The organism is Granulibacter bethesdensis CGDNIH1 (assembly GCF_000014285.2).
Taxonomy (GTDB): domain Bacteria; phylum Pseudomonadota; class Alphaproteobacteria; order Acetobacterales; family Acetobacteraceae; genus Granulibacter; species Granulibacter bethesdensis.
Genome location: NC_008343.2, coordinates 1717738 through 1743546, shown reverse-complemented (window position 1 = coordinate 1743546; position 25809 = coordinate 1717738). Strand labels below are relative to the sequence as shown.

15 protein-coding genes are annotated in these 25809 nt (G+C 56.6%); 9 read left to right on the top strand and 6 right to left on the bottom strand.

Annotated features, from left to right (window positions below):
- Positions 1–55: 55 nt before the first annotated feature.
- A complete protein-coding gene (locus GBCGDNIH1_RS20250; protein WP_011632248.1) occupies positions 56–2101 on the bottom strand; it encodes a C2 family cysteine protease in 2046 nt (681 codons plus the stop codon).
- A 263-nt stretch (positions 2102–2364) separates the two neighbouring features.
- On the opposite strand from GBCGDNIH1_RS20250, the gene zigA reads away from it, so the two are divergent.
- Positions 2365–3618, top strand: coding sequence for a zinc metallochaperone GTPase ZigA (gene zigA, locus GBCGDNIH1_RS20245; RefSeq protein ID WP_011632247.1), 1254 nt, complete (start codon positions 2365–2367; stop codon positions 3616–3618).
- Positions 3619–3654: 36 nt separating this feature from the next.
- On the opposite strand, the gene GBCGDNIH1_RS20240 is transcribed toward zigA, so the two are convergent.
- Entirely contained in the window at positions 3655–4242 is a 588-nt protein-coding gene (locus GBCGDNIH1_RS20240; RefSeq protein ID WP_025318803.1) for a TetR/AcrR family transcriptional regulator, read from the bottom strand.
- Between the two features lie 135 nt (positions 4243–4377).
- Between GBCGDNIH1_RS20240 and GBCGDNIH1_RS20235 the strand changes: the two genes are divergently transcribed.
- From GBCGDNIH1_RS20235 to GBCGDNIH1_RS20215, 5 genes are all read left to right on the top strand, one after another.
- Entirely contained in the window at positions 4378–5673 is a 1296-nt protein-coding gene (locus tag GBCGDNIH1_RS20235) for an efflux RND transporter periplasmic adaptor subunit (RefSeq protein ID WP_232449631.1), read from the top strand.
- 19 nt (positions 5674–5692) lie between these two features.
- Complete coding sequence (locus tag GBCGDNIH1_RS20230) at positions 5693–8833, top strand: efflux RND transporter permease subunit (protein ID WP_011632244.1); 3141 nt, start codon at positions 5693–5695, stop codon at positions 8831–8833.
- 41 nt (positions 8834–8874) lie between these two features.
- Positions 8875–9255 carry a fluoride efflux transporter CrcB gene (crcB, locus tag GBCGDNIH1_RS20225; RefSeq protein WP_025286959.1) on the top strand — a complete coding sequence of 127 codons (381 nt, stop codon included), beginning with the start codon at positions 8875–8877 and terminating at the stop codon, positions 9253–9255.
- Between the two features lie 368 nt (positions 9256–9623).
- On the top strand, positions 9624–12596 hold the full coding sequence (locus GBCGDNIH1_RS20220) for a glycosyltransferase (RefSeq protein ID WP_011632241.1): 2973 nt from the start codon (positions 9624–9626) through the stop codon (positions 12594–12596).
- Between the two features lie 195 nt (positions 12597–12791).
- Positions 12792–14627 (top strand): Hint domain-containing protein, encoded by a 1836-nt coding sequence (locus tag GBCGDNIH1_RS20215; protein ID WP_011632240.1) that lies wholly within the window; start codon positions 12792–12794, stop codon positions 14625–14627.
- A 103-nt stretch (positions 14628–14730) separates the two neighbouring features.
- On the opposite strand, the gene GBCGDNIH1_RS20210 is transcribed toward GBCGDNIH1_RS20215, so the two are convergent.
- On the bottom strand, positions 14731–16122 hold the full coding sequence (locus tag GBCGDNIH1_RS20210) for an NAD-dependent succinate-semialdehyde dehydrogenase (protein WP_043452886.1): 1392 nt from the start codon (positions 16120–16122) through the stop codon (positions 14731–14733).
- A gap of 365 nt (positions 16123–16487) precedes the next feature.
- Here GBCGDNIH1_RS20210 and GBCGDNIH1_RS20205 point away from each other — a divergent pair, with 365 nt between their 5' ends.
- On the top strand, positions 16488–17030 hold the full coding sequence (locus GBCGDNIH1_RS20205) for a D-sedoheptulose 7-phosphate isomerase (protein ID WP_408874667.1): 543 nt from the start codon (positions 16488–16490) through the stop codon (positions 17028–17030).
- A gap of 69 nt (positions 17031–17099) precedes the next feature.
- On the opposite strand, the gene GBCGDNIH1_RS20200 is transcribed toward GBCGDNIH1_RS20205, so the two are convergent.
- The 3 genes from GBCGDNIH1_RS20200 to rfaD form a co-directional block, all read right to left on the bottom strand.
- Entirely contained in the window at positions 17100–18680 is a 1581-nt protein-coding gene (locus GBCGDNIH1_RS20200; RefSeq protein WP_043452881.1) for an FkbM family methyltransferase, read from the bottom strand.
- A 71-nt stretch (positions 18681–18751) separates the two neighbouring features.
- On the bottom strand, positions 18752–21592 hold the full coding sequence (locus GBCGDNIH1_RS20195) for a glycoside hydrolase family 99-like domain-containing protein (RefSeq protein WP_011632236.1): 2841 nt from the start codon (positions 21590–21592) through the stop codon (positions 18752–18754).
- Positions 21593–21646: 54 nt separating this feature from the next.
- Entirely contained in the window at positions 21647–22627 is a 981-nt protein-coding gene (gene rfaD / locus GBCGDNIH1_RS20190) for an ADP-glyceromanno-heptose 6-epimerase (protein WP_043454106.1), read from the bottom strand.
- A 308-nt stretch (positions 22628–22935) separates the two neighbouring features.
- Here rfaD and GBCGDNIH1_RS20185 point away from each other — a divergent pair, with 308 nt between their 5' ends.
- Both GBCGDNIH1_RS20185 and GBCGDNIH1_RS20180 read left to right on the top strand, forming a co-directional pair.
- Complete coding sequence (locus GBCGDNIH1_RS20185; RefSeq protein ID WP_011632233.1) at positions 22936–24168, top strand: putative DNA modification/repair radical SAM protein; 1233 nt, start codon at positions 22936–22938, stop codon at positions 24166–24168.
- The gene (locus GBCGDNIH1_RS20180; RefSeq protein ID WP_011632232.1) at positions 24165–25631 is read left to right on the top strand and encodes a UdgX family uracil-DNA binding protein; all 1467 of its coding nucleotides are present in this window, start codon (positions 24165–24167) and stop codon (positions 25629–25631) included. Before GBCGDNIH1_RS20185 ends, GBCGDNIH1_RS20180 begins: the two co-directional genes overlap by 4 nt.
- Positions 25632–25809 lie beyond the last annotated feature (178 nt).

The following is a 25809-nucleotide window of genomic DNA, read 5'->3' as shown; positions in this document are numbered from 1 at the left end:
CTCTGCCTTCCATCCCTTCCATCTGTATTCAAGCCGGAAGAACGTGTCTGTCAGATCAGAAGCGTGTGATCAGGGTTCCGCCATGCCCATCTGAGAAAAAGGCGAAATTCCGGCCCCCCAGAGAACCGGGATCGAAATCCAGCGTCGCCTTTGCGCCGTTTTGCGCGGTCAACTGCAACAGGCCGGTGCTTGCGGAGTAATCTGATTTCAGGTTGCGTGCTGACAATCCATGAATATCAATGAATTCCATCCGGCCGAAATCTTTCAGCAGCGGGCCTGTATAGGATGCCGTGCCGACATTGTTGCCAAAGGTCGAGGCATTGTCGATCACGAGCTGTGAGGCAAAACCCTTGAAGTCGATCTTGATGGCTCCACTGACCGTGGATGCAAACTCCGCTGTGGAGAGCATGTTCAGCTTGAATGTGCCATTGCTGGCTGCATCAATCGGCTGGGATATCACCTGCGTGGAGAAGGCACGGATATTGACACTGTCGTTGAAGGGCTTGTTAGCCGCTGTTTCGGTCGCAACCACGGAGGTCGTGGCGGATGTGCTGGCACCACCGGAATCCGTGACGGTCAGTGTCAATCCTGTAGTTTCCTGCGTATTAGCTGCCGCATGATGGGGAGTGGGGTTAAACACCAGCCCTTTCAGAGCCTGTGAAACCTGATCCGCTGTTCCGGTCACCTGATAGATGCCCTTCGCGGCATCATAGATACCGCCCGACAGATTGGAGAGAGAGCCGTTGCTGGCGTTGGACAGCGTGACGATGGCTGTTTCGGTTTGCCCGAAATCCGGCTCGGAGATGACAGTGCCGGCAAAGGGGGAAACATGCCCAACATCCAGAATTTTCAGGCTGGAGCTGGAAAGTCCTGTAATGATCGGCGCATTGTTGACAGCGGTGGTAATGACCGAGGTGCTGCTGTCGCTGGCGCTTACACCATCCTGATCGGTGACGTCGATCTTGAATCCGGTGGTGACAGTGCTGCCGGGTGTCACCTGATGTGCATTGGGTATGAACACCAGATTACGCAGCGCCGCATTTACACTGTCGACCGAGCCAGTCACCTTATAAACGCCGGTTGAGGCATCATAGCTGCCGCTGCCCAGAGATGTCAGGCGTCCGTTCAACGCGGATTGGGTGATGGTGACTGTTTCCGTCTCATTGATACCCGTATCTGCGATCTGCACATTTGCAAACGGGTTCAGCGAGGCATTGTCATTGACCGCCTGATTGCCAGCCGTACCGGAGATGGAGAGAATATTCGTGATGGCTGCGGGAACGTAATGGCCGACATCAATCTCGACAATGCCGGCATTGGCGAGCTGTGACACCGGGATCGGCGCCGGATTGTTATAGCCCCACGGATTGGCCAGATTAACGTAAGCCTCACCATTTATATAGGAGAGGCCGGTCAGCATATAGGCATGGCTCCCCACAAGCCCATAGCTGAGCGATGAAGTGCCCGTATCCATCACGACCAGGCTTTTCGTCGCCAGAAGGCCCTGCAGCATTTCGGCGCTCATATAGGGATAATAGGCCTGTGCCGTCTGCCCGGTCAGCATCATCAGTGTTGTGGTCGGATTGCCGCCATAAGCGATCGAGGAATATCCACCCCCCAGAGTGGCAATGGCTTTTTCCAGAACCTGCGGCCAGATTTCCTTGGTACCGTTGACGACATTCTGGCTGGAGCCGTTATTGACCCCGGAGTTGAGAAAGGTATTGGTGACTGTGACCGTGGTCGCCACAAAGCTGGTCTCCCCATAATGGGGAATAGTGCCACTGGCCGACATATAGAGCGTGACGGACTCGGTACCATCGGCATTCCTGGTGATCATCCGCTCAATGGCGCCGGGATACCACATCGCCAGTTCCCCGATGGAGGAAAGGACGTAGCAGTCACCGATCTGGCCCTGATGGATATCGGTATAGCTGATGGCTGTACTGTCGCCTGGTTCGGTCAGATACAGGGCCTGGTTGGGATAGGTATAGGTTACCTGACTCGAGAGCGGATCGCTGTCACCATACCGGTAGCTGTATGTGAAGGGTTTCCAGCCCTGCCCTGAAGGCCCCTGTAGGCCTGTATCTTTTTTGAGGCTCATGCGAGGCAGCTTCCTTTGGATAGAGGCTGATAAAAAGGCAGGGATGAAAAAAGATGATACGGCTCTCGAACGGATTCGATCCTTTCACGAAATAAACTTCAACGCAATAAAATCAGGAAATTAACAACTTTAAGTTTATAAGACAGCCATCAGCTCAAAGTATTCTCCGATGCAAGGGGGAGGCCGTGCCTTGAATCAGTGGATCATAAACGTTATGTTATAACATAACTGTATGCCCCATCTCCTCTTCAGGGACCACCGGAATGGATCAACCAGCTTCCCCCGATCAGGACCGCCGCCTGCCTGTCACCGTCCTTTCCGGCTTTCTGGGAGCCGGAAAGACGACGCTGATGAACCATGTCCTGCATAACCGGGACGGGCTACGTGTTGCGGTGATCGTTAATGACATGAGCGAAGTGAATATCGACGCCGATCTGATCCGGGCCGATACAGCGAGTGACGGAACCGGCGGCGCGGTGGCCCGCACACAGGAAACGCTGGTGGAGATGAGCAATGGCTGCATCTGCTGCACCTTGCGCGATGATCTGCTGATTGAGGTCCGTCGGCTGGCCGAGGCCGGGCGGTTCGACTATCTGCTGATTGAATCCACCGGTATTTCCGAGCCTTTGCCTGTTGCCGCGACCTTCGATTTCCGGGATGAGAACGGGGTCAGCCTCGGTGACATTGCCCGGCTGGATACGATGGTCACGGTGGTGGACGCCGCCAATTTGCTGAATGATTATGCCTCTGCCGATTTCCTGCGGGATCGTGGTGAATCGCTCGGCGATGAAGATGAGCGCACGCTGGTCGATCTTCTGGTCCAGCAGATCGAGTTCGCGGATGTAGTGATCCTCAATAAAATCGATGCCGCGACGCCGCAGCAACTGGCGGCGGCCCGCACCATCATCCGCTCCCTGAATCCGGAGGCCGATCTGGTCGAGGCCAGCATGAGCCGTGTTGATCTTCATCGCGTGCTGAAGACCGGACGCTTCGATTACGAGAAGGCCCAGACCCATCCGCTGTGGTACAAGGAGCTGTACGGCTATGCGGAGCACAAACCGGAGACCGAGGAATATGGTATCCGCAGCTTCACCTACCGCGTGCGCCGCCCGTTTCATCCGGCGAAGTTCCATGCGTTTCTGAACACGTCCTGGCCGGGCGTCGTGCGGGCGAAGGGGCATTTCTGGCTGGCGACCCGCCCGGAATGGGTGGGCGAAATGAGTCAGGCCGGGGCGTTGATGCGGCATCAGGCAATGGGGTTATGGTGGGCCGCCATCCCCCGGACACGCTGGCCGGATCATGAAGAATGGCGGCGCATGCTGGATTCGAAGTGGGACGATGTGTTCGGTGACCGGCGGCAGGAACTGGTGTTCATCGGCGCGGAGATGGACGAAGCTGCGATCCGTGCTGCGCTCGATGCTTGCCTGGTAGGCGAAAGCGAGGCCGGACCTTTCACGCCCTCCCTCTGGTTGCACCTGCCGGATCCGTTCCCGGCATGGCGGCGGGAAGCGGCGTGATTCATAGGCTGTTTGCCAATCATCAGGGATGGGGCATCAGGAATGGGCAGGAAAAGCCTGTAACGCCGTCTGAACAATCTGGCGTAGGCCGGCATGATCCACGCCTGATGCAGCCTGCACCGACATTCCTTGTGCCACGGTCATCACGAAACGGGCCAGTGTGGCAGGGCAGGCGGAAGACGGCAGATCGCCTTCCGCCCGCGCCCGTTCCAGCCGCTCACACAGGCGGTCTTCATCCATTTTGCGGCGGCGGATCAGCTCCCGCCGGATAGGCTCGGCGGCTTCCGAGCAGACCAGAGCGCAATTGGTGTCCATGCAGCCGGGCGGATGATCCTGCGGGGCCTGAAGATCGGCGAATCCTGTCAGCACCTGCGATACGACATCCCGAGCAGAGCCTGCTTCCAGCGCATGGGCGAAAAACGAGAGATACAGCGCCTCGTACTTATCCAGTGCCTTGTGAAACAGCGCTTCCTTGTTACCGTATGTGGCATACAGGCTGGGCCGGGTGATCCCCATGGCCTCGGTGAGGTCGGACAGGGACGCACCTTCGAACCCGTTGCGCCAGAAAACGTGCAGCGCGGCGAGCAGGGCAGAGTCGGCATCAAAGGCGCGATGACGTCCCATGCTGTGTTTACAATCCTCCCCGCGGTTGAAAACCGGTTTCCCGGATACCATACCAGCCGATATAGTATCGTTCGGTATGATATTCTATCATCATTTTCGGGATGATCTGCCGAGTTCGGGGGGATGGAAGACGTGATGCAGCGAACAGGTGAGGCACAGGGGATCAGCAGGCCGGGTTCAGGCGGCACAGGGCGGCGGGAAGCACGGACATGGCGCAATCTGGCGGTTCTGATTCTGCTGCTGGCCGGGGGAGGCTATGCCTGGAAACAGGGTGCTTTGACGCCTCTTCTGGCGCGGTTTTCATCGGACAAAGCGTCCCATCCTGCGGCAATGCCCGCGCCGGAGGTCATCGTCAGCACGCCGCTGCAACGGAATGTGGCGGGATATGCAGGGTTCCTCGGCCAGTTTTCCGCCCGGGACAAGGTGGAATTACGGGCTCAGGTGGGCGGCCAGCTTCAGGAGATTCATTTTACCGATGGCCAGATCGTCCATAAGGGTGATCTGCTGTTCGTGATTGATCCACGCCCTTACGAGATCAAACTGGCGCAGGCCAACGCACAGTATCAAAGCGCCGAGGCCCGTGTGACGCTGGCGAAAGTGCAGCTCTGGCGTGCCCAGCAATTGCGCCACACTGATTTCGGGACTGCGCAGACGGTGGATCAGCGCACGGCCGATGTGAATGCCGCGCTCGCGGATCTGGATCAGGCGAAAGCCGCTATCCGTGATGCGAAACTCGATCTGGAATTCACCCATGTCGTCGCCCCCTTCACCGGGCGGATCGGCGCGCATCTGGTCTCTGTGGGCAGTCTGGTCAACGGCAGCCGGGGGGGAGGGGCCTCCTCTACCTTGATGGCCACGCTGGTGTCGCTTGATCCGGTCTATCTGGATTTCGATATGAGCGAGTCCGATTACCTCGCCTATGCGCGTGCCAGACAGCACGGAGGTAACGCCGCTGCTTTGCCCGGCCCATCATCCTCGCTGGATCAGGTGGAAATCATGCTGGGTGATGAGGGTGCTGTCTCCCGGCATGGCAGGCTCGATTTCATCGACAATGCGATGGATCGTGGCAGCGGCACCATGCATGCCCGTGCTACCGTGCCGAATGCCGATCTGTTTCTGGTGCCGGGTGCATTTGCGCGGCTGCGCCTGACAGTCACGCCGCCTGCGCCGGTGCTGCTGGTGCCGGCGGCCGCGGTCATGCAGGATCAGACCCGCCATATCGTCATGACCGTTACGGCGGATGGCACGGTGCGCCCCAAGCCCGTGGAGATCGGCCCGCTGGAGCAGGGTTTGCGCGTGATCCGCTCCGGTCTTTCTCCGCAGGATCGCGTGGTGATCGATGGACTCATGCGGGCTCAGCCGGGCATGAAGGTCTCGGCGAAACCGGGTGAGATACGCCCGGTTTCCAGCGTTCCGGCCAGCACGCACTGATCGGGGAAGCAGAGACATCATGCGCTTCACCCATACCTTTATTGACCGGCCGATCCTTGCCTCGGTCGTCAGCATTTTTATCACCTTGATCGGCCTTGGCGCCCTGTTCGCGCTGCCGGTCGAGCAATATCCAGACATCGTGCCGCCGACAGTGCAGATCTCCACCTCCTATCCCGGCGCCTCGGCGGAGGTCGTGGACCAGTCCGTCGCGACGCCGTTGCAGCAGCAGATCAACGGTGTGGAGAACATGCTGTATATGAGCAGCCAGTCCACCGGGGATGGCAAGCTCAGTCTGACGGTTACGTTCCGCCTTGGCACTGATCTGAATATGGCGCAGGTGTTGACGCAGAACCGTGTGACGCAGGCTCTGCCGCGTCTGCCGGATCAGGTGCAGCGTCTGGGCGTGACCGTGCAGAAAGTGACACCGAGCATCCTGCTGGTGGTGCATCTGGTCTCGCCGGATGAGTCGCGGGATCAACTGTATCTGTCCAACTATGCCACCTTGCATGTGAAGGACGTGTTGGCGCGTCTGCCGGGGGTGGGCAATGTACAGCTTTTCGGGGGCCGGGATTATGCGATGCGCATCTGGCTCGATCCCGACAAGGCGGCGGCGCATGATGTGACGGCGGAGGAAATCGTTTCAGCCTTGCGGGCGCAGAATATTCAGGTCTCGGCCGGTGTGCTGAACCAGCAGCCAACCCCTTCTGCGGAAGCGTATGAACTGAACGTGCAGACGCTGGGGCGGCTGCATACCGCCGAGGAATTTGCCGACATCATCGTGAAAAATGACCGGCAGGGCCATATCGTTCGTATTCGCGATATCGGCCGGGCCGAAGTGGGCGCGCAGGATTACAGCTCGGCCGCTTATCTCGATCTCGGTGAGGCCATTCCGCTGGCGATCTACGCTCAGCCGGGTGCGAATTCACTGGCCGTGGATGAAGAGGTGAAGGAGGCGATGAAAATCCTGTCGAAGGATTTTCCGCCCGGCGTTGCCTACACCATTCAGTATGACCCCACCGAATTCATCTCCAAATCAGTGTATGAGGTGGAGGATACGATCCTGATCGCCATTCTTCTGGTGGTCGGGGTGGTGATCCTGTTCCTTCAGACATGGCGCGCCTCTCTGGTGCCGGTGATTGCCATTCCGGTCTCGCTGATCGGTACGTTCACCGTGCTGGCCCTGTTCGGCATTACGCTGAACAATCTGTCATTGTTCGGGCTGGTGCTGGCGGTAGGCATCGTGGTCGATGACGCCATCGTGGTGGTGGAGAATGTGGAGCGTAACCTCCGGGCCGGCATGTCTCCTTCCGAAGCCGCGCATCGCACGATGGATGAGGTCGGCGGCGCATTGATCGCCATTGCGCTGACCTTATGCGCGGTGTTCGTGCCGTCGGCATTCCTGTCAGGCATCACCGGAGCTTTCTTCCGGCAGTTCGCGGTGACCATCGCGGCGTCCACCGTCATTTCGGCGATTGTCTCGCTGACGCTCAGCCCGGCTTTATGCGCGGTGCTGTTCCGTCCGCATGATCATCACACGCCGCGGGGTACCATCTTATCCCGTCTGGTGGCGCGGGGCTTCGCGCTGTTCAACCGTGGCTTCGACTGGCTGTCCGATCGCTATGGCCGGCTGACGAGGGTGCTGTTGCGGGGGGTGGGGCTGGTCATGCTGGCTTATGCCGGGCTGATCGCGCTGACCGGCTTTCAATTCTCCCGTGCGCCCACCGGCTTTATCCCGGATCAGGATAAAAGCTATCTGGTCACTCTGATCCAGCTTCCTCCCGGAGCCTCGCTGGATCGCACCAAGCAGGCGGTCAGGGAGGTCACCAAAATCATCATGGAGACGCCCGGTGTCTCTCATGCGGTGCCGTTCGCCGGTCTGGATATTGCCAGCAGCACCAATGCCTCCAACGCCGCGACGGTGTTCTCCACCCTGAGGGATTTCGACGAGCGTGAGAAAAAAGGTCTTTCGGCGCCGGTGATCCTGAAAGACATGCAGCGGCGGCTTTCCGTGGTGAAGGATGCTTTCGTGTTGACCGTCGCCCCGCCACCGGTGGAGGGCATTGGCGAGGCTGGCGGTTTCAAGCTGATGGTACAGGACCGCACTGGCGTTAGTGCGAAGGAGCTGGAGCAGGCAACGCAGCAACTGGTTGCCGCAGCCCGGAAAGACCCGGCTCTGGCCGGGATCTTCATGCTGTTCAACACGGGCACGCCCTCGGTGTACGCCGATATGGACCGCCAGAAGGCGGAAAAGGTCGGGATGACGCCGGGTGACGTGTTCGGAGCGATGCAGCTTTATCTTGGCTCGACCTATATCAACGACTTCAACTATCTGGGTCGCACCTATCAGGTGGTGGCGCAGGCGGATGGGCAGTTCCGCCGTACCTCCGATGATATCGGACGGCTGAAGGCGCGTAATGCCAGTGGTCATATGGTCCCTATCGGCACAGTGGCGCGCTTCGCCGATACCACCTCGCCTTACCGGATGCCGCGCTATAACCTGTATCCCTCGGCCGAGATCATGGGCGGCGCGGCCCCCGGTGTTTCCTCCGGCACGGCGCTGGCGCATATGGAGCGGCTGGCCGAGCAGGTTCTGCCGCATGGGTTTGGCGTGGAATGGACCGAGCTTGCCTATCAGCAGCAGATGAAGGGAACGCCGACCCTGCTGGTATTCGGCGCGGCGGCGCTGTTCGTGTTTCTGGTGCTGGCGGCACAGTATGAAAGCTGGAAGCTGCCGCTGGCGGTGGTGCTGATCGTGCCGATGTGTCTGCTGGCGGCGGTGACCGGCCTGTTATGGCGTGGCATGGCCATCGATATTCTGGCGCAGATCGGTTTCGTGGTGCTGGTTGGTCTGGCTGCGAAAAACGCCATCCTGATCGTCGAATTCGCCCGTCAGGCCGAGGATGAAGGGGCTACCCCTGCCGCTGCTGCCGAGCATGCCGCCCGTACCCGTCTGCGTCCCATTCTGATGACCTCGCTGGCCTTTATTCTGGGCGTGCTGCCGCTGGTCGTCGCGACCGGGGCAGGGGCGGAGATGCGGCAGTCTCTCGGCACCACCGTGTTCGCGGGCATGCTGGGTGTTACCGGTTTCGGTCTGTTGCTGACCCCGTCTTTCTATACGCTGATCGCCCGGATCGGTCGCCAGCGTGGCCGGCTGTCATGATCTGTGTAAAGTCACGGAACAGGATGAAGCGGGGCTGAGTGATGAGCTATCTGATCGTCTTTTTCGGTGCCGGGATTGGCGGTATGGCGCGGCATATGGTCAATCTGACCGCGATGCGCTGGGGGCTGACGGAATTTCCGTTCGGCACGTTGTTCATCAATATGCTCGGCTCGTTCCTGATCGGTGCGGTGGTGGAGACATTCGCTCTCAAAGCCGGGTTGCCGCAGCACTGGCGGCTGTTTCTGACCACCGGGATTCTCGGCGGGTTCACCACCTTCTCCGCTTTTTCTCTGGAAACGGTGCTGCTTTATGAGCGTGGCAAAGTGTTTCTTGCCGCTTCTTATGCGGTGGCGTCGGTGACGTTGTCAGTGGGGGCACTGCTTCTTGCATTGCATCTGGTGAGGACACTGATACGGGGATAAAAACGATCATAAAACGTCTGATTGAAAAACGAGAATACAATAAACGCGCCGGTATTGATCGGCGCGTTTTTTTATCCAATGCCCATCATAAAAATACTCATTTTACAAAAACAACCATTTTCTCTGTCTCCCTTGAGGGTGTAATTTCAGATCAATAAACTATGCTGAGAATATGAAGTGATAAAAACAGTCTGGATAAAGAGAGTGTTTTTTTAGAGACATTTTTGAGAAGATCAGCTTCTGCGTTTGTTGAAAATTTCTTATTCAACCATAGGTTTATTTGAAAGTTGATTTTTTAACTCTGTAAAGAACGGGGCTGTTCCCTGTGACTATGCAGGAGCACCCATGATTTTGGGCACGCAACACTGATGCTTCATGAGCTTTTCCATAGCGAGATTGATCAGGACTCTTCTGCCGCATTGCAGTGTGTGCCGAGGAAAACAACAATCCCTTCCTGGCTGTTTTTCGATGCTGACTGGTACACAGTAAAATATGGCAAGCCGGATGGCTGGCACCATTATCGCGATGAAGGTCATCAGTCAGGTTTCTGCCCCAATGCATTGTTTGACGAGCAATGGTATGTGAATGCCAACCCTGATGTGCGGAATGCCATAGATGAGGGTGTATTCACCTGTGGCTACGATCATTATTTCAGGGTCGGCCATAAAATCCGTTCTCCCAACTGGTTGTTTGATGAGGCATGGTATCAGCGGACCTATCCTGACCTGTTTCGCTTTGACGGGCCGGTTGGCAGAGGGGATTTCGTCAACGGGTTTGATCACTATCTGCGCGAAGGGGCGGCGGAAGGGCGGCAGCCTGGGCTGTTTCTGGATCCTGATCTGTGGAACATGTTCAGGCCCGCCCATGTCCCGCCGAAAAAGGAAGACCGCAGCCTGATCGAGGATGTGTTCGATCTGGCCGGGCAGGGGCATTATCCGCGCTCCTCCTGGTATTTCGATGCGGAATGGTATCTGCAAAACTATCCCGCAGTCGCAGAGGAAATAGCTGCCGGACGATGGGTCAGTCCGCTGGCACATTACCTGGGCAATGACACGCCCCATGCCTTCAATCCAAATCCGTTTTTCTCGGAGGAGGAGTATCGGTCCGGCAATGCGGATCTGGACGGCTTCCTGCAGGGAGGTCGCTTCCGCAACGGATATATGCATTTTCTGGAATTCGGCATTCAAGAGGGGCGCCCTCCGCGTCACGGCTTGCAGCTTCCGTCAACAGATGCACAGTCAACCCTGAACACGGCCAGCAACCTTATTCGTGATTCTTTTGCGCTCCACATTGCCCGTCAGATCGAGGGCTTTGTGCAGGAAGAGGAGCCAGTCCCGACCGAAAACCAGACGCGGTTCCTGTTCGCCCGGCAGGCGCGCAACACGCTGGCCTGTCTGATGCCGCACGGGCTTGATTTCTCCCGTGACGAGAGCGTGCCGCCGACCGTCTCCGTGATCATCGTGATGCATAATCAGTTTCATCTGACCATGCAGACACTGGCTTCGCTCGCGGCACAGAAAGTCGACCTGGAGGTGATCCTGGTTGATTCAGGATCGCGCGATGAAACCACAGCCATTGAACGCTATGTCCATGGCGCGAAGGTGATCCATTTTTCCACCAATCGCGGCTATATCGCCGGTTGTAATGTCGGGCTGGAGCATGTCCTGGGCCTCTATACGCTGTATCTGAACAACGATGTGGTGTTGGGGCCGCTCGCGCTGGAGCGGGCGGTCCAGCGTCTGGCGGCCAATCCGCAGGCCGGTGCTGTCGGAGGAAAGATTATCCGCACCAATGGCTTGTTGCAGGAGGCGGGTTGCATTGTCTGGCGGGACGGGCGCACCCATGGATATGCGCGTGATTATCCGGTTGATGCACCGGAAGCCAATTTCGTGCGGGAAGTGGATTTCTGCTCGGCTGCCTTTCTGTTGACCCGCACGGAGCAGGTGCAGGCGCTGGGTGGCTTCGATCCGGTCTATCGTCCGGCCTATTATGAGGATACCGATCTCTGCCTGCGTCTGAAAAAACGCGGCTATGTCACGCTGTACGATCCGTCGGTCGTCATTCACCATTATGAATACGGATCATCCAGCGCAGGATGGGCTGCGCGCTCCATCGGGCAGGCGCGGGATATTTTCTGCCGTCAGCATCGTGATGTGCTGAGATTCCATCATGGTTTCAGCGAAACGGGCTTTCATCGCGCCCGCAGTGCCAGACGGCGGCAACTGCGTATTCTGCTGGTCGAGGATCGGATGCCGATGCGGTATCTGGGGTCCGGTTATGTCCGGACCAATGATATTATCCGGGCTATGGATGAGCTTGGTCATGCCGTCACGGTGTTTCCTCTGCACCCTGACGCGACGTTGGCGCTCGACTGGCGGACGGATTTTCCGGACCGTGTCGAAGTCATGCATGATCGCCGTTTCGACCGGTTTGCAGATTTTCTGAGCAGCAGACCGGGGATGTACGACATTCTCTGGATTGCCCGTACACATAATCTGCGCCTGTTGGCACCGGTTCTGGACTCTGCTGCCTCCAGCGTTTCAGGCAGTACGATTGTGCTGGATACCGAGGCCGTGGTGGCACCCCGTGAAATCGCCCATCGCCAGTTGACCGGGCAGAGTATCAAGGACGTCCCGACAGTGGAGATGGAGCTGGACTGCGCACGTTTCGCTCAGCGGATCATCGCCGTGAACGATATTGATGCGGAGATTATCCGCAAGGCCGGATATTCGACCATTGATACGCTCGGGCATTACGTGCCGCAGCGTGGTGAAACGCCGGGTTACGAGGAGCGCAGGGATCTCCTGTTTGTTGGCGCGTTGCATGGGACAATGTCACCGAATTATGACAGCCTGCTCTGGTTCCTGCATGCGATCATGCCGATTGTTCAGGACAGGATGGGGCGGCATCTTAAAATCACTCTTGTCGGGCATGTGGCGCCCGGCACGGATACAGGGCCCGTTGCCAGCCTGCCCAGCGTCAATTTCATGGGGCCGGTCGATGATCTGGCACCCCTTTATAACCGTCATCGTGTTTTCGTGGCCCCGACAAGATTTGCCGCCGGTATCCCATACAAGGTTCATGAGGCCGCTTCTTACGGAATTCCGGTTGTCGCCAGTTCTTTGCTGTGCCGCCAGCTCGGCTGGTCAGATGGAGTGGAAATTGCGGATGGCGGCGATGATGAGCGGCAACGTTTCGCGGATCGCATTCTGGCGCTGTACCGGGATGAGACCTTGTGGAACAGCATCCGTAACGGAGCCTATGCGCGTATTCTACAGGATCACTCCCAGGAGGCCTATCAGCAGCGGCTGCAATCCATTCTGGAAGAAACCATGCGTTGATTTTTGGTGATATAATAAACTTTATTTTATCAACAAAAAGTTGAAAGTAAAAATTCTGATTAAATGAGTAGTTTATCAAAAATAATAAAGTATTCGTTGAATAATATAAATATATACATTATGAAACAAGGGTGATTTAAAGCAGGTTAGGCCATCTGGCTTTCCCGTTCCCTCGTTCCATGCATAGGTAAGCCCATGACAGACTACACAACGAACTCAGGCGTCGTTTATTCCGTCACTCCGGTGCGGGGGCTTTTCGGGATCCTGACAGGATACAATGTCGTCATCACGGATCCGGACGGGACCACCACTCATCTGGGAACAGTGGCCCCGGATCATGTTCTGACCGGAAATGGATTTTCCTTCAGTCTGGCGTCTGTTCTGTTTGGTTCAAGCTATGTGGTGGTGCCGGGCGCATCGGGCACAATCACGATTGCCGCCAGCCTGGCAACGCTGAACAATAACACTTTCTATGTTGGTGGCACAGCAAACATTAACGTTCTGGCTTCAGGCTTGAGTGGTCTGACGCTCAATGTCGATGGCGGAGCGGCAAGCCTGACGAATGGCAATGTGGCAGGTCTACTGAGCGGATCAACCGTTAACATTACGAATGGCGGTGTATTTTCCAACGGCACTGCCTTTGCGTCTGTGCTGAACAACAGCACAGTCAATTTCGGGAATGGCGGTGGCACCCTGATTGTCAATGCTGGTGGAGCAGCGATCAATTTGTCCAGCACCTCCATCAACAATTACAATCCATTAAAAGATACGATCGAATTCCAGAATACCATTGCGCATGTCAATTCTTATACGATCAGCGCATCCGGTTCCGCCCGTACTATTACTTTGTACGGTGATAACGGACAGCAGATCGGTCACTATACGGCCAATCTCGCAGCAGGTGTCACGCTCAATGCCGGTACGTACTATACAAACAGCGGCAATAATCCACTGGTCATAGCCTATGTGGGCGGAAACACCTTTATTGGTGTCTGTTTCCTGGCTGGTTCCATGATCAGCACACCGGATGGAGAACGCCCGGTGGAGGAACTCAGGGCGGGTGATCGTGTGCTTGCCTTCCGGGATGGTGTGCAGCATGCAGCCGAAGTGACCTGGGCTGGCCATGCCAGTGCGGCGGCGCGTGTCGGCTTGCCGGATGATATGGCCGGTTATCCGGTGCGGGTGCTGAAAGATGCGCTGGCTGATGGGGTGCCTTCCCGTGATCTGCTGATCACCCCGGAGCATTGCCTGTTTCTGGATGGGAAATTCATACCGGTACGCATGTTGGTCAATGGCAGCTCCATTATCTATGATCGGTCCATCACTGATTACCAATATTATCATATCGAAACTGATGGCCATGCCGTCATCAGGGCGGAGGGTACCCTGACGGAAAGCTATCTCGACACTGGTAACCGCATCCGTTTCGGCACGGCTGACGGCAATGTCGTGTCTATCGGGCAAGGCAATGCACGTAGCTGGCAGCATGATGCCGCCGCTCCGTTGGCTGTAAGCCGGGAAGTGGTCGAGCCGATTTTCCGCGCGCTTACCGCACGGGCTGAGACAATCATGCCGGGCAGTCGGACTGCGGCACCAGAGCTGACCTCAGATGCTGATCTGCATCTGGTGAGCGACGCAGGCCAGATCCTGCGTAAGGTGCGGGAAACCAATGACAGGGTCGTGTTTATGATCCCGGCCGGCGTTGAAACCGTGCGGATCCTATCGCGCGCCAGCCGCCCCTGCGATGTGTTCGGCCCGTTTGTCGATGATCGTCGCACTCTGGGTGTCCTGGTTGGCGAGGCCGTGCTGTTCGATGCCGGTTCCGCACAGGCAATCAACGTCACTCTGGCCAATGAAGGCTGGAATGCATGGGATGGGGCCGAGGCGGGCCGCTGGACTGCGGGCAATGCCGTGTTGAAGCTGGATCGCCGGTCGCAGGGGGGTATGGGTATGCTGGCGATCCAGATTCTCGCCGCTGGGCCGTATGTCAGTTCCGCTGCCGAGGTGGAGCCTGAGGCGCAGTCCGCCTGATCAGCCTGAACCGCACACAGATAATGAAACAGGCGCCCCGGATGTAACCCCGGAGCGCCTGTTTTTTTGCCTCCTGCCAGGAGGAAGAGGAAGCCGGTCTTTCTCAGAACGGCGCGTCTATATCGACGACATCAATCAGCTTGTGGTTCACGAATTCCTTGATCCCCAGACCGATCAACTCGCGGCCATAGCCGGAGTTCTTGACGCCGCCAAAAGGAAGGTCAGCCTTCACCATGGTCGGGTGATTGATGAATACCATCCCGGTCTCAATCCGGCGGGCCACGCGCTTGCCACGCTCCTCATCGGCGGTAAAGACCGATCCGCCCAGACCATACGGGGTATCATTGGCGATGCGGACGGCATCGTCCTCATCTTTCGCCCGAAAGATCATGGAGACGGGACCGAAGAATTCCCAATGGCGTGCCGGATTGTCTCCATCAATGTCGGTCAGGATTGTCGGCTGCACGAAAGCCCCCTGGTTTGGAACCGGAGCACCCACTTCGGTGGCTTTGGCACCCTGGGCAACGGCATCACGAATCTGCTGCTTCAAGCCATCGGCAGCGGCCTGGGAGGAGAGGGGGGCCAGCGTGGTTTCGGGATCAAACGGATCGCCCGCACGCAGGGCCGCTACCCCCTTCACATAGCCTTCCATGAACTGGTCATAGACCTTGTCCACAACGATCATACGCTTGGAGGATACGCAGACCTGGCCGGCATTCCAGTGGCGACCGAACACGGCCCAGTCGATAGTTTTTTTCAGATCGGCATCTTCCAGCACGATGAAGGCATCCGCACCGCCCAACTCCATCATGGATTTTTTCAGCGCCGCACCTGCGGTGGCAGCCACGGCAGCGCCGGCACGTTCGGACCCGGTGAGGGCCACGCCACAAACACGCGGATCATTCAGGATGGTGGTGATCTGATTGCGGGAGGCAAACAGGTTGATGAAGGCTCCTCGCGGCAGCCCGGCCTTCAGCATCAGCGCCTCGAAGGCTTCGGCGCATTGTGGCACGTTCTGCGCATGCTTCAGCAGCACGGTGTTCCCGGCCGAAAGCTGCGGCGCGATGATGCGGGCAATCTGGTAATAGGGGAAGTTCCACGGTTCGATCGCCAGAATGACGCCCAGCGGCTCATGCACGATCATCGCCTTGCCCTCGGCCGGATCAGCCACCGGCAGGATCTCCGGTTGCAGCAGGTGTTCGGCATTGTCGGCGTAGTATTCGAAAATTTTCGCCGACAACTCGACTTCCAGCTTGGCTTCGGTGAACAGCTTCCCCATTTCCAGGGTCAGCAGGCGGGCGTAGCCGTCCAGATCGCTCCGCAAGATTGCGGCGGCGCTGCGCATAACCTTGGCCCGCTCCGTAAAGGGCGCGTAACGCCAGGACTGAAAGGCTGCATGCGCATCGGTGATCGCCCGGGCAACATCCGCATCCGCGGTTTCGGAGAATTGTTTCAGAACGTCCCCATTATAGGGGTTGATCGTCGCGTAGCGCATGGACGTCTTTGGCTCCTTGGATCGGCCTGCTGTTTTTTTCGGACGAGGCAAGAGAGGAAGATGGAATCCATGCCCTGCCCGGAGGCGGAAAGTGCTGCCCCGCATGATGCGCCGCAATGGACAAAGCGGTATATGAGTTGTAACTTAAATGAATAGATAGAAATTTGTTATCATCTTTCGCCCCTGCTGGCGGGGAGCGTTTCAGCCGGCAACACACGGCTTACACCGTGACGGGCAAGGTGATAGAGTAATCCAACCCGTGGCTGCATGACGCCTGCGGGTCTCGAATTGACCTGCATGAAGGTGTATGTGCCTTGGATCACCGCGATTTTCTGACCCGCTTTCTGGACGCCTCCTGCGAGGCCATGGATGCCTTTGCAGCAGATGAAGCGGCTCGCGAGACCCTCATCCGCATGGGGGAGGATGTCTGCACCTCCATTCGTAATGGTGGAAAGCTGCTGATTGCGGGCAATGGTGGCAGTGCCGCGGATGCACAGCATATTGCCGCCGAGTTCGTCTCTCGCCTGATGTATGACCGTGCGCCTCTGCCTGCCCTGGCCTTGACGACGGATAGTTCAGCCCTGACCGCCATCGGCAATGATTACGGCTATGAGCATGTGTTCGAGCGTCAGGTCACCGGGCTGGGACAAAAGGGCGATGTGTTTCTGGGAATCAGCACCTCGGGCCGCTCACCGAACGTCATCCGGGCGTTGCATGCCGCACGGGAGAAAGGGATCATCACCTTCGGCTTCACAGGCGTCGCGGGTAACGCCATGACCGAGCTGTGTGACCGCCTGCTGCTGGCCCCATCACCACAGACGGCCATTATCCAGCAGATTCATATCACCGCGGCCCATATGCTCTGTGCGGTGGTGGAGCGGACCTTGTTTCCGGTCGAGGGTCGGTAAGCAGGGTCAAGGGCAACCTGCTTCCACCCGAAGTTCGGAAGCAGGTAACAGCCTGTTCTGGTGAGTGTTTTATCGACGCCGGAATAGACGCCGGATCGCATATCTCAGGGGGGCAGTCATCTTCCAGGATGTCGAAGAACGAAGGCTGGATATCTCTTTTATCAGCTGTTGGTGTGCCCCCGACAAAGCATCACGCTCTTTTCTCCATTGCTCTTCGGCATTGGCCAGATTGTGTTCAGCCTCTTGTCTCAATTGCCTTTCCGTATTGGCGATGGTCTGTAGATTGGCCGCTGCTTCACTGTGATTCAGAACTGACCGCTCCGCAGCAAGACGTCCTTCACGCTCGATCCGTGCCGATTGTTGCAGGATCGGGATTTCTCTTTCAAGTTCCTGCGCTCTGAGTAATGCTTCCTGGTATTGCTCTGACTCTTTTATAACGGCCTTGCGAAGGATGGAGACATCTCTCTCCAGTTCCTGATTTTTAAGACGCAGTGCTGCCGTATCAGCCTCACTTTTGTTCCGCTGATCTACTTCTGCGCTGACGGCCTCCCGCAGCAGGGAGACATCTCTCTCTAACTCCTGATTTTTGAGACGCAGCGCTGCCGCATCAGCCACGATGACCTGATTTTCATCGCGTTCTTTCTGTAAAGATTGAGAAAGGAAAGCGACATCCCGTTCGCGAGCCTCCAGATGCACGGGGAGGGCACTGTAATAATCAAGCCATGCAGTGCCGCCAGTATGGGCTGCTGCACAGGACCGGAGGATTTCAACCGGATATTGTGGCTTATGCAGCATGGCCAAAGCGAGGTCATCAGCGGTTTCAATCCGCAGGATCAGCTCTTTCTCATGCAGGATATAGGCTTGAAGCGTATCGAGCAGGCTGTCAGGAATGCCAATCAGAGCAACTTCACATGATCCAGAAAAGATATCGTTGGATACACCAAAGAAATTCTCAGGATTAAAAGCCGGCACAACATGGGCGAAGGTCTGGTATCCATATTTTTTCAGGAGATGAAGTGTTTTAAGCCCGCTGTCAGTAGCGTTGCACTCCGCATAAATCACAGGCCGCAGACGTGACAGAAGATCGGTGGCACCCTTCAGTACAATGTGCTCCATCCCTTCTGCATCGATCTTGACCAGTCGGCATGTTGTCAAATGAAGCGAATCAAGCTTGATTTCTCGCGCCTCTATCATGTGGGGCGCAGTCTTGTCGGCAGCTGAAAAATCTTCCAGAAGGGACGTGCTGCCAAAGCTGGCATCGTGCGCAATATCTATATCGTGGATAAGGCGAACCTGGTTCTCCTCCCCGGCAATGGCATTTTCCAAACGGACATGAGTGACATTATTATCAAGGACATTGTTGCAGAGCAGTTTGAATGATTGCTCCTGTGCTTCAATGCCGATAACGTGCCCGTTGTTGCCTGTGGCGTGTGAAAATGCCAGCACGTGCGTGCCGATATAGGCACCTACATCGATAACGGTATCGCCTTCTCTTATAAAGCTGGTCAGAAAGCGGATTTCGTTTTCCGCCCATTCACCATATGTCTCAAGCGATGTTTTCAATGCTCCGGTGTCATGAGCGAAAAAATGCAGTCGCCCGTAACGCGCCTGAACAGAGTCGGTCAGGGTATGATCCAGTGGCTCGTTCATGCGCAGAGAGTACCTTTGCAAGCTGTCAAAATCCAGAAACCATGCAGGAAAATTTTACCACTCCGTCATAGTCAGCGTCTTAGCATGCGCCGCATCCATCGTATGGGAGCGGTGATACGCCAGGATGTCGATGTCACCATAGTATGGAGTTGAGCAGTGACATTTTCAATCTGAGAGGAGAGGGCTGAATGCATTCTCTCAATTTCTGCTTGCAGATAAGTTGATTGTTCCTGAGAGAGAGCCAGCTCATGGGCCAGTAAGCCGGCCTGTTCATTCAGTTGCTGCACAAGATCAGGAGAAATGGCACGATGATGCTCTAGCGCTTGCTGAAGATTGTGCGCATGATCACGCAGCCGCAGAATTTCATTATAAAGGTAGTGTGTATACATACGGCTGGCTTGAAGAACGCGAAATGCACCTTCGTCCTTTATGTGGCCGATATGCTGTAATTTAGCCAATGCGTTGACGGATTCCCCGCTGGAAGCAAGTGAGAGAATATCTCGTACATCCTGAACGGCTGCGCGTGTTTCGTTCAGATAATGACGCCCGTAACGTCCATCCGGCTCTACATAAGTTCCTTCACACCATTCATTCCATGAATGCAGGAAAACAATGCGTTCTTCTGGAACGTGGCGGCGATGCGTATCCAGCATGGCCTGGGTCAGCCAGGTCCGGTAGGCATTGTTGCTGGTATTGACATGAACCATGGCGCGGGAGCCATAGCGCGGGGTATTGTCCCATGGCAGCATGACGGTGCGATGCCGACGATATTCCGGCATGGGGCGGCCCATGTGATAGCTGGCAAATTTATGATAATCAACAATTCGCCCCTCGAAATCCTCGCCTAGACCAAGCTCATCTGTTTCATCACTCAGAACGTTGCGTGGCACGACATTCGAAGGGATTTCATAGCTTGCATCAAACCCGCGCAGACGCGGCTGAACTTCTTCATCGGTCCAGTCATCAACCATGACCAGATAAAGGCCGGGAAAGCCGTGTTTGATGGCCTCTTCCCGCCAGATTTCGGTGGTCTGGAAGATGTCAGGGAAAAGATGCGCTTTATAGACCATCAGGATCGGCTTGCCGCTGACCTTGACGTAGCGCTGATCCTGGAAAAGCGGCAGTAATTCACGAATGAAGATCAGATCGTCTTCAGAGGAATGGTCCTGCGCGATAATGATTTCCTTGTCGCCACCGTCCCATCGCTTGCTCCAGTTCTCGTTGGCCCAGAGAAAGAAAAACGGAGCAGAGATATCGGAATTGATATAATTTTCAATTGGTTTGTAGAGCAGCTTTTTGCCGGCAAAATAATAGTAATAAAAACAGAATCCGGAAATGCCGTGTTGCAGGGCAAGATCGACCTGCTTCCGCATGACATCAACGGAACGAAGATCATAGTAACCCAGTTCGCCTGGCTGGCGTGGCTGATAGTGGCCACGGAAAAGCGGTTCAGTTTTGATGACATTGGTCCACTCAGTAAAGCCTGGACCGTGAGCGAGATTGTTTTCAGCGATGGGATGAAATTGCGGCAGATAAAATGCGAACAGGCGGGGGATATCAACGGCTTCTTCAGATGATGCGATCTGTGGCAGAGAGTGGGAGAAGATACGGAAAGCATCTTCTTCAGCCTTGTGGTCGGTATTTTCCCATGTTTTCAGCTCAGGCAGCACATCAGCAGATATGGTGCGGCCTTCTGCCTGACCGCAGTGCAGATAATGCAAAAGGGGGTTGGTCTGATGCGCGCCAATATCAGGATGGGCCGTCAGATAATGCGCGCAGTCAAAAGCCGGGCTGGGCTTGTAACCTTTATGACCACCAATGGCGATAAAATGGTCAAGCGGATCATAAGCCTCTGAGGGTATGTAATGCAGCTTGTACCAGGCAGCGTCAAACAGACCGGATTTGAGGATCAGGGCGCGTTCAGTGGAATCAGCTACAGGAATGCTAATGCTTGACGGGCTTGGATCGGGGGATTTTTCAACTGGGGTTATGCGATCGATGGACGCGATATAGGCAATGGCCTCGGTGACTTCAGAGACTTCAATGTCCTGCACAGGACCATTCAGATTCCGCACAAGCTTGACATCACGCACCTTCGTTCCGTAGCGGCCGGAGAAGGGATTATAGTGTTTGAATATCCCCAGATGGCCCAGCAAAACGACACCGGGTGTACCGCAGGCATTTGCCATATGAGACGGACCGCTGTCGATACCCACGAAGAAACGGGCGCGCCGGATGATTTCGGCTGTTTCCAGCAGGGATGTCCGGTTCGTCAGATCAATCACGCTGGCCGGTGATGCAGATGGTCTGTCGCCCTTGTGGGCACCCACTTCAACCACTGTCATGCCCAGGACGGACTGTATCCAGCGCATGACCTCGGCCCATTTCTCTGCGGACCAGTCTTTGACCGGCAGATTGGAATCCCGATGAATCACACAGTATTCATCGGGTAGAGCCAGTGAATCGACGGCATCTCTGGCATCCTGATCAATATAAATGACAGGAGCAGCCGATAATTTTGGCAACCCGGCGCCTATGGAAAAAGCTTCCAGAATGTTGCCGTAATCAAACCATTCATAGGTATTAACAAAACCGTTTCCATGTTCCTTGATCAGGGGAACCCGGCAATGCTCGCATACTCTGTGATTAATATGCAGATCGATGATGCGATCAAAATTCTGATGTTTTGCTAATTTTATCCAGTCGGTCAGGCATTCAAGAATGATGGTTTCATCAATATACGGGTTTTGATCAATCAGTGAGCGATAAGGCTTGATGACAGCCCATGAAATATGGGCTTCAGGATACATAAACCGGACATAGCGGCTGACAGGCTCACAGGCAATAATATCACCAATGTGCTCAATCAGCCCGATAATGATCTTCATTGCTTGGGGGGCCTCAGCGGTCATAGATCTGATATCTTCAGGTTTATGCGTTAAAAAACGGTCTTGGAATATCCGAAATTACCGGTATGGATCCTGCGTGATCAGATAAGTCTGCACATAATCCCGCACGCCTTCTTCCAGACTATAAAAATCCCGTGTGTAACCAGCCGCCCGAAGCTTGTGCATGGAGGCTTCTGTGAAATACTGGTACTGATCACGGATGGAAGCTGGCATATCGATGAACTCGATGGATGTCGTTTTCCCGGCAGCCTGTCCGACGGCCATCATCAGATCCCGGAAGGAACGGGCTTTCCCGGTTCCCAGATTGAACAATCCGCTGACATGCCGGTTCTGGAGCAGCCAGCTGACGACGGAAGCGCAGTCCTTGACATAGATGAAGTCACGCAACTGTTCTCCGTCCGCGAATTCGGGCCGGTGGGATTTGAACAGGCGGATCGTCTGACCATTCAGGATGGACGGTGTATTTTTGGCCACCAGACTCATCATGTCTTTCTTGTGATATTCGTTGGGGCCGTAGACATTGAAAAACTTCAGACCGGCCCATTGCGGGGGAGCGTCATGACGACGTGCCCTTTCCAGCGCCCATTTGTCGAAAGCATGTTTGGACCAGCCATAAAGATTGAGCGGATGCAGGGCATCGAGGGCCGCATCGCTGTCGTCATCGACAAAGCCATGACTGCCATCGCCATAGGTCGCGGCGGATGAAGCGTAGATGAAGGGCGTTCTGGTAGCGGTGCACCAGTTCCACAGATGGCATGACAGGCGGAAATTGGAGCGGATGACCTCATCACCATCTGTGGCGGTGGTTGATGAATTGGCCCCCATATGCACAACGGCATCGGCGCCTTTCAAACCATCCAGAAAGCCGTCGACGTCTTCCGGAAAGACAAAATCAGCGAAGCGCCGCTTGGCGATATTATGCCATTTGCGTTCGGTGCCGAGCCAGTCAATGATAACGGTATCGGTGTGGCCTGCCTCATTCAGTTCGGCCGCGATGTTTGAGCCGATAAAACCTGCTCCGCCGGTCAAAATAATCAAGGCCGTCACTTCCTGGCATCATGAGGGAAAAATAACAGGGAGGAGCAGGCCGGTCCGCCTGCATCGCTATGCCATCCTGTCGATGCGGCCCGTCCGCCCACACGCTTGGGCTGCGTATATTTCATCAAGCGTGTCCTGACATGATGCAGCCTTTCTGCTCTCCGGGCGTTAAAGCGTTTCTTTAGCATCGATAGAATGTTTGCCACTATCCCCACCCCCCGATAAGCCATTTTTGTTGAGTAATGGTGAAGTTTTAGACGATTTTATGATCACTTGACGAACAAAGTGGGAACATTTAGCGTATCGCCATGGCCAGGATCACCTTGCAGGACAAGCTCGCCATTTTGTCGGATGCCGCGAAATATGATGCGTCCTGCGCATCCAGTGGCCGCGGCCGGCGCAATGCGGGCGGGGAAGGGGCTGATCCTACGATTGGTCGCGGTATCTGCCATGCCTACACCCCGGATGGGCGCTGTATCTCCCTGCTCAAGATATTGTTGACCAATTTCTGTATTTTCGACTGCTCCTACTGCATCAACCGGGTCAGCTCGAATGTGGAGCGTGCACGATTCTCGGTGGAGGAAGTGGTTACCCTGACGCTGGAATTCTTCCGCCGGAACTATATCGAGGGATTGTTTCTGTCCTCCGGCATTATTCAGTCCCCCGATCATACGATGGTCGAGATGGTGCGGATTGCCCGCACCCTGCGGCTGGATCACGGATTTCGGGGGTATATTCACCTCAAGACCATTCCCGACGCCAATCCGGACCTGATCAGGGAGGCCGGGTTATGGGCGGATCGCCTTTCGATCAATATCGAGCTTCCACAGGATGAAAGCGTCAGGGCGCTGGCACCGGAAAAGCGGCCGGAGACTATTCGCAGTGCCATGGCGCTGGTGCGGCTGGAAGGGGAGGCCGCGCAGGATAAAACCCTCTCCGGGCGGAAGGCGGCGCGTTTTGCTCCGGCGGGGCAGAGCACCCAGATGATTGTGGGCGCGGATGGAGCCGATGATACGGCCATTCTCTCTACCTCCTCGCGCCTTTACACGGGGTATCAGTTGCGGCGGGTGTATTATTCAGCCTTTTCTCCTATTCCCGATGCGTCTCCGGCCCTGCCTCTGGTGCGACCACCCCTTTTGAGGGAGCATCGTCTGTATCAGGCGGACTGGTTGCTACGCTTTTACGGGTTCAGCGTAGAGGAAATCGCTACCGGCACACAGGGCGGCTATCTCGATCTGGAGCTGGACCCGAAGCTGGCCTGGGCGCTGCGGAATCGCGCGGATTTTCCCCTCGATGTCAATCGTGCCAGCCGGGAGATGCTGCTGCGGGTACCGGGATTCGGTGCGCGCACGGTGGAGCGGATTCTCGCCGCGCGCAGCCTGCACCGGCTGCGTTTCGAGGATGTGGCCCGGCTGGGGGCGGTGATGAAAAAAGCGCAGCCTTTCATTGTGTTGCCTGGCTGGAATCCGCGTGGCTTGACGGACAGTGCTCTGCTACGGGCACGCTTCAAGCCTGCTCCGAAGCAGCCCAAACTGTTGTGACCTACACGGTTCACCTGCCTGATACGGCGTGTTTCACTGCATGGCGACAAGCGGCGCAGCTTGCAATCAGCCATCATATACCGCCGGAAGATATCGACTGGTCAGGAGTGGAAACCCTGTTCGGCCTTACCCCCCTGCCGAAGGAGAGGGGGCCGCGCCGTGTTGCTGTACCGCCCGCCTTCCTCAGCCTCGCGGAAACGGTGATCTGGCACCGGGCGCAGGATCGCGGCGGATTGCTGTATCAGGCTTTATGGAGGATCAGCCGGGGTGATCTCGCGGCCTTGTCCCCGAGTGACGGGCTGGGACGTACGCTGACGCTGATGGCATCGGCGGTCAAGCGTGACATTCACAAAATGCACGCTTTTGTGCGTTTCCGGGAGATCGCGGGAGAGCACACACGCCGCCGCTTCGTGGCGTGGTTCGAGCCGGAACATCATACCCTTGAGCCTGCCAGCCCGTTTTTCGTCCAGCGCTTTGCGGATATGGACTGGATGATCGCCACCCCTGATCTCTCGGCGCATTTTACGGAGGGAGCGTTGCGGTTTGGCGCCGGCATGCCTCGCCCGAATCTGCCGGAGGATGCATCGGCGGCTTTGTGGGACACGTATTTCGCCAATATCTTTAATCCAGCGCGCATCAAATTGTCTGCGATGAGGTCGGAGATGCCGAAGAAATACTGGCGCAACCTGCCGGAGACGCGGCTGATCCCGGATATGCTGGCCGATGCGGAGGCGCGGGTGCAGCGCATGCATCAGGCGGGGACGACAGCGCCACGTCCCGGTGCCGCCGCGATTTCGGCCCGTTACCGCGCCTCCATGCCGGTCGCCACGGAGGTGTCGCCTGAGACTCTGGATGAGGCGCGGCAGGCGGCCCTGCAATGTCGTCGTTGCTCCTTGTGCGAGGCAGCGACCCGGACGGTCTGGGGCGAGGGCGATGTCGGTGCTTCATTGATGATCGTGGGGGAGCAGCCGGGCGATCGGGAGGATCTGGAGGGGCGGCCTTTTGTCGGTCCGGCCGGGCAGGTGTTGCGTGACCTGATGGGCAAGGTCGGTATGGCGGCGGCGGAGGTCTGGCTGACCAATGCGGTCAAGCATTTCAAATTTCTCCCCCGTGGTCGGCACCGTCTGCATCAGAGCCCGGACCGAAAAGAGATAGAGGCATGCCGCTGGTGGCTCGATCTGGAGCTATCGCTGGTCCGCCCGCGTTTGACGCTGGCCCTGGGCGCCTCGGCGACTTTTGCATTAACCGGCAACCGGGCTGCCATGACAAGGCGACGAGGCATGGTGGAGCAGGGGCTTCACGGCGGCCCCGTCCTGATTTCCTGGCATCCATCCTTCATTTTGCGCTTGCCCAACCCGCAGGAGAGCGAAAAGGCTAGGCGGGAACTGGAACAGGATCTCCGTACCGCGTGGCAGATGAGGGAGGCCAAGGATATAACCCCTCCAGCTGGAGTGCCAGGGTAATGTGGCGTTTGTCCGCCTGAAGGCAGAGTAATCGGAACGCAGTTTTCACGACCGGCAGGTCATGCTGGAGCCGGCGCAGGGATTTCACGATCTCACCATGGATATGCTGTTCGCGCCCTCGTTGCCTATTGCTCCCGCGCCTTGCAAGGGGAAAAACAAGGACATCAGGCTGCTCAAG

Coding starts and splice junctions, on each gene's coding strand:
- GBCGDNIH1_RS20250 (WP_011632248.1), bottom strand. CDS start 2,101: ATGAGCCTCAAAAAAGATACAGGCCTACAGGGGCCTTCAGGGCAGGGC.
- zigA (WP_011632247.1), top strand. CDS start 2,365: ATGGATCAACCAGCTTCCCCCGATCAGGACCGCCGCCTGCCTGTCACC.
- GBCGDNIH1_RS20240 (WP_025318803.1), bottom strand. CDS start 4,242: ATGGGACGTCATCGCGCCTTTGATGCCGACTCTGCCCTGCTCGCCGCG.
- GBCGDNIH1_RS20235 (WP_232449631.1), top strand. CDS start 4,378: ATGCAGCGAACAGGTGAGGCACAGGGGATCAGCAGGCCGGGTTCAGGC.
- GBCGDNIH1_RS20230 (WP_011632244.1), top strand. CDS start 5,693: ATGCGCTTCACCCATACCTTTATTGACCGGCCGATCCTTGCCTCGGTC.
- crcB (WP_025286959.1), top strand. CDS start 8,875: ATGAGCTATCTGATCGTCTTTTTCGGTGCCGGGATTGGCGGTATGGCG.
- GBCGDNIH1_RS20220 (WP_011632241.1), top strand. CDS start 9,624: ATGCTTCATGAGCTTTTCCATAGCGAGATTGATCAGGACTCTTCTGCC.
- GBCGDNIH1_RS20215 (WP_011632240.1), top strand. CDS start 12,792: ATGACAGACTACACAACGAACTCAGGCGTCGTTTATTCCGTCACTCCG.
- GBCGDNIH1_RS20210 (WP_043452886.1), bottom strand. CDS start 16,122: ATGCGCTACGCGACGATCAACCCCTATAATGGGGACGTTCTGAAACAA.
- GBCGDNIH1_RS20205 (WP_408874667.1), top strand. CDS start 16,488: ATGGATGCCTTTGCAGCAGATGAAGCGGCTCGCGAGACCCTCATCCGC.
- GBCGDNIH1_RS20200 (WP_043452881.1), bottom strand. CDS start 18,680: ATGAACGAGCCACTGGATCATACCCTGACCGACTCTGTTCAGGCGCGT.
- GBCGDNIH1_RS20195 (WP_011632236.1), bottom strand. CDS start 21,592: ATGACCGCTGAGGCCCCCCAAGCAATGAAGATCATTATCGGGCTGATT.
- GBCGDNIH1_RS20185 (WP_011632233.1), top strand. CDS start 22,936: ATGGCCAGGATCACCTTGCAGGACAAGCTCGCCATTTTGTCGGATGCC.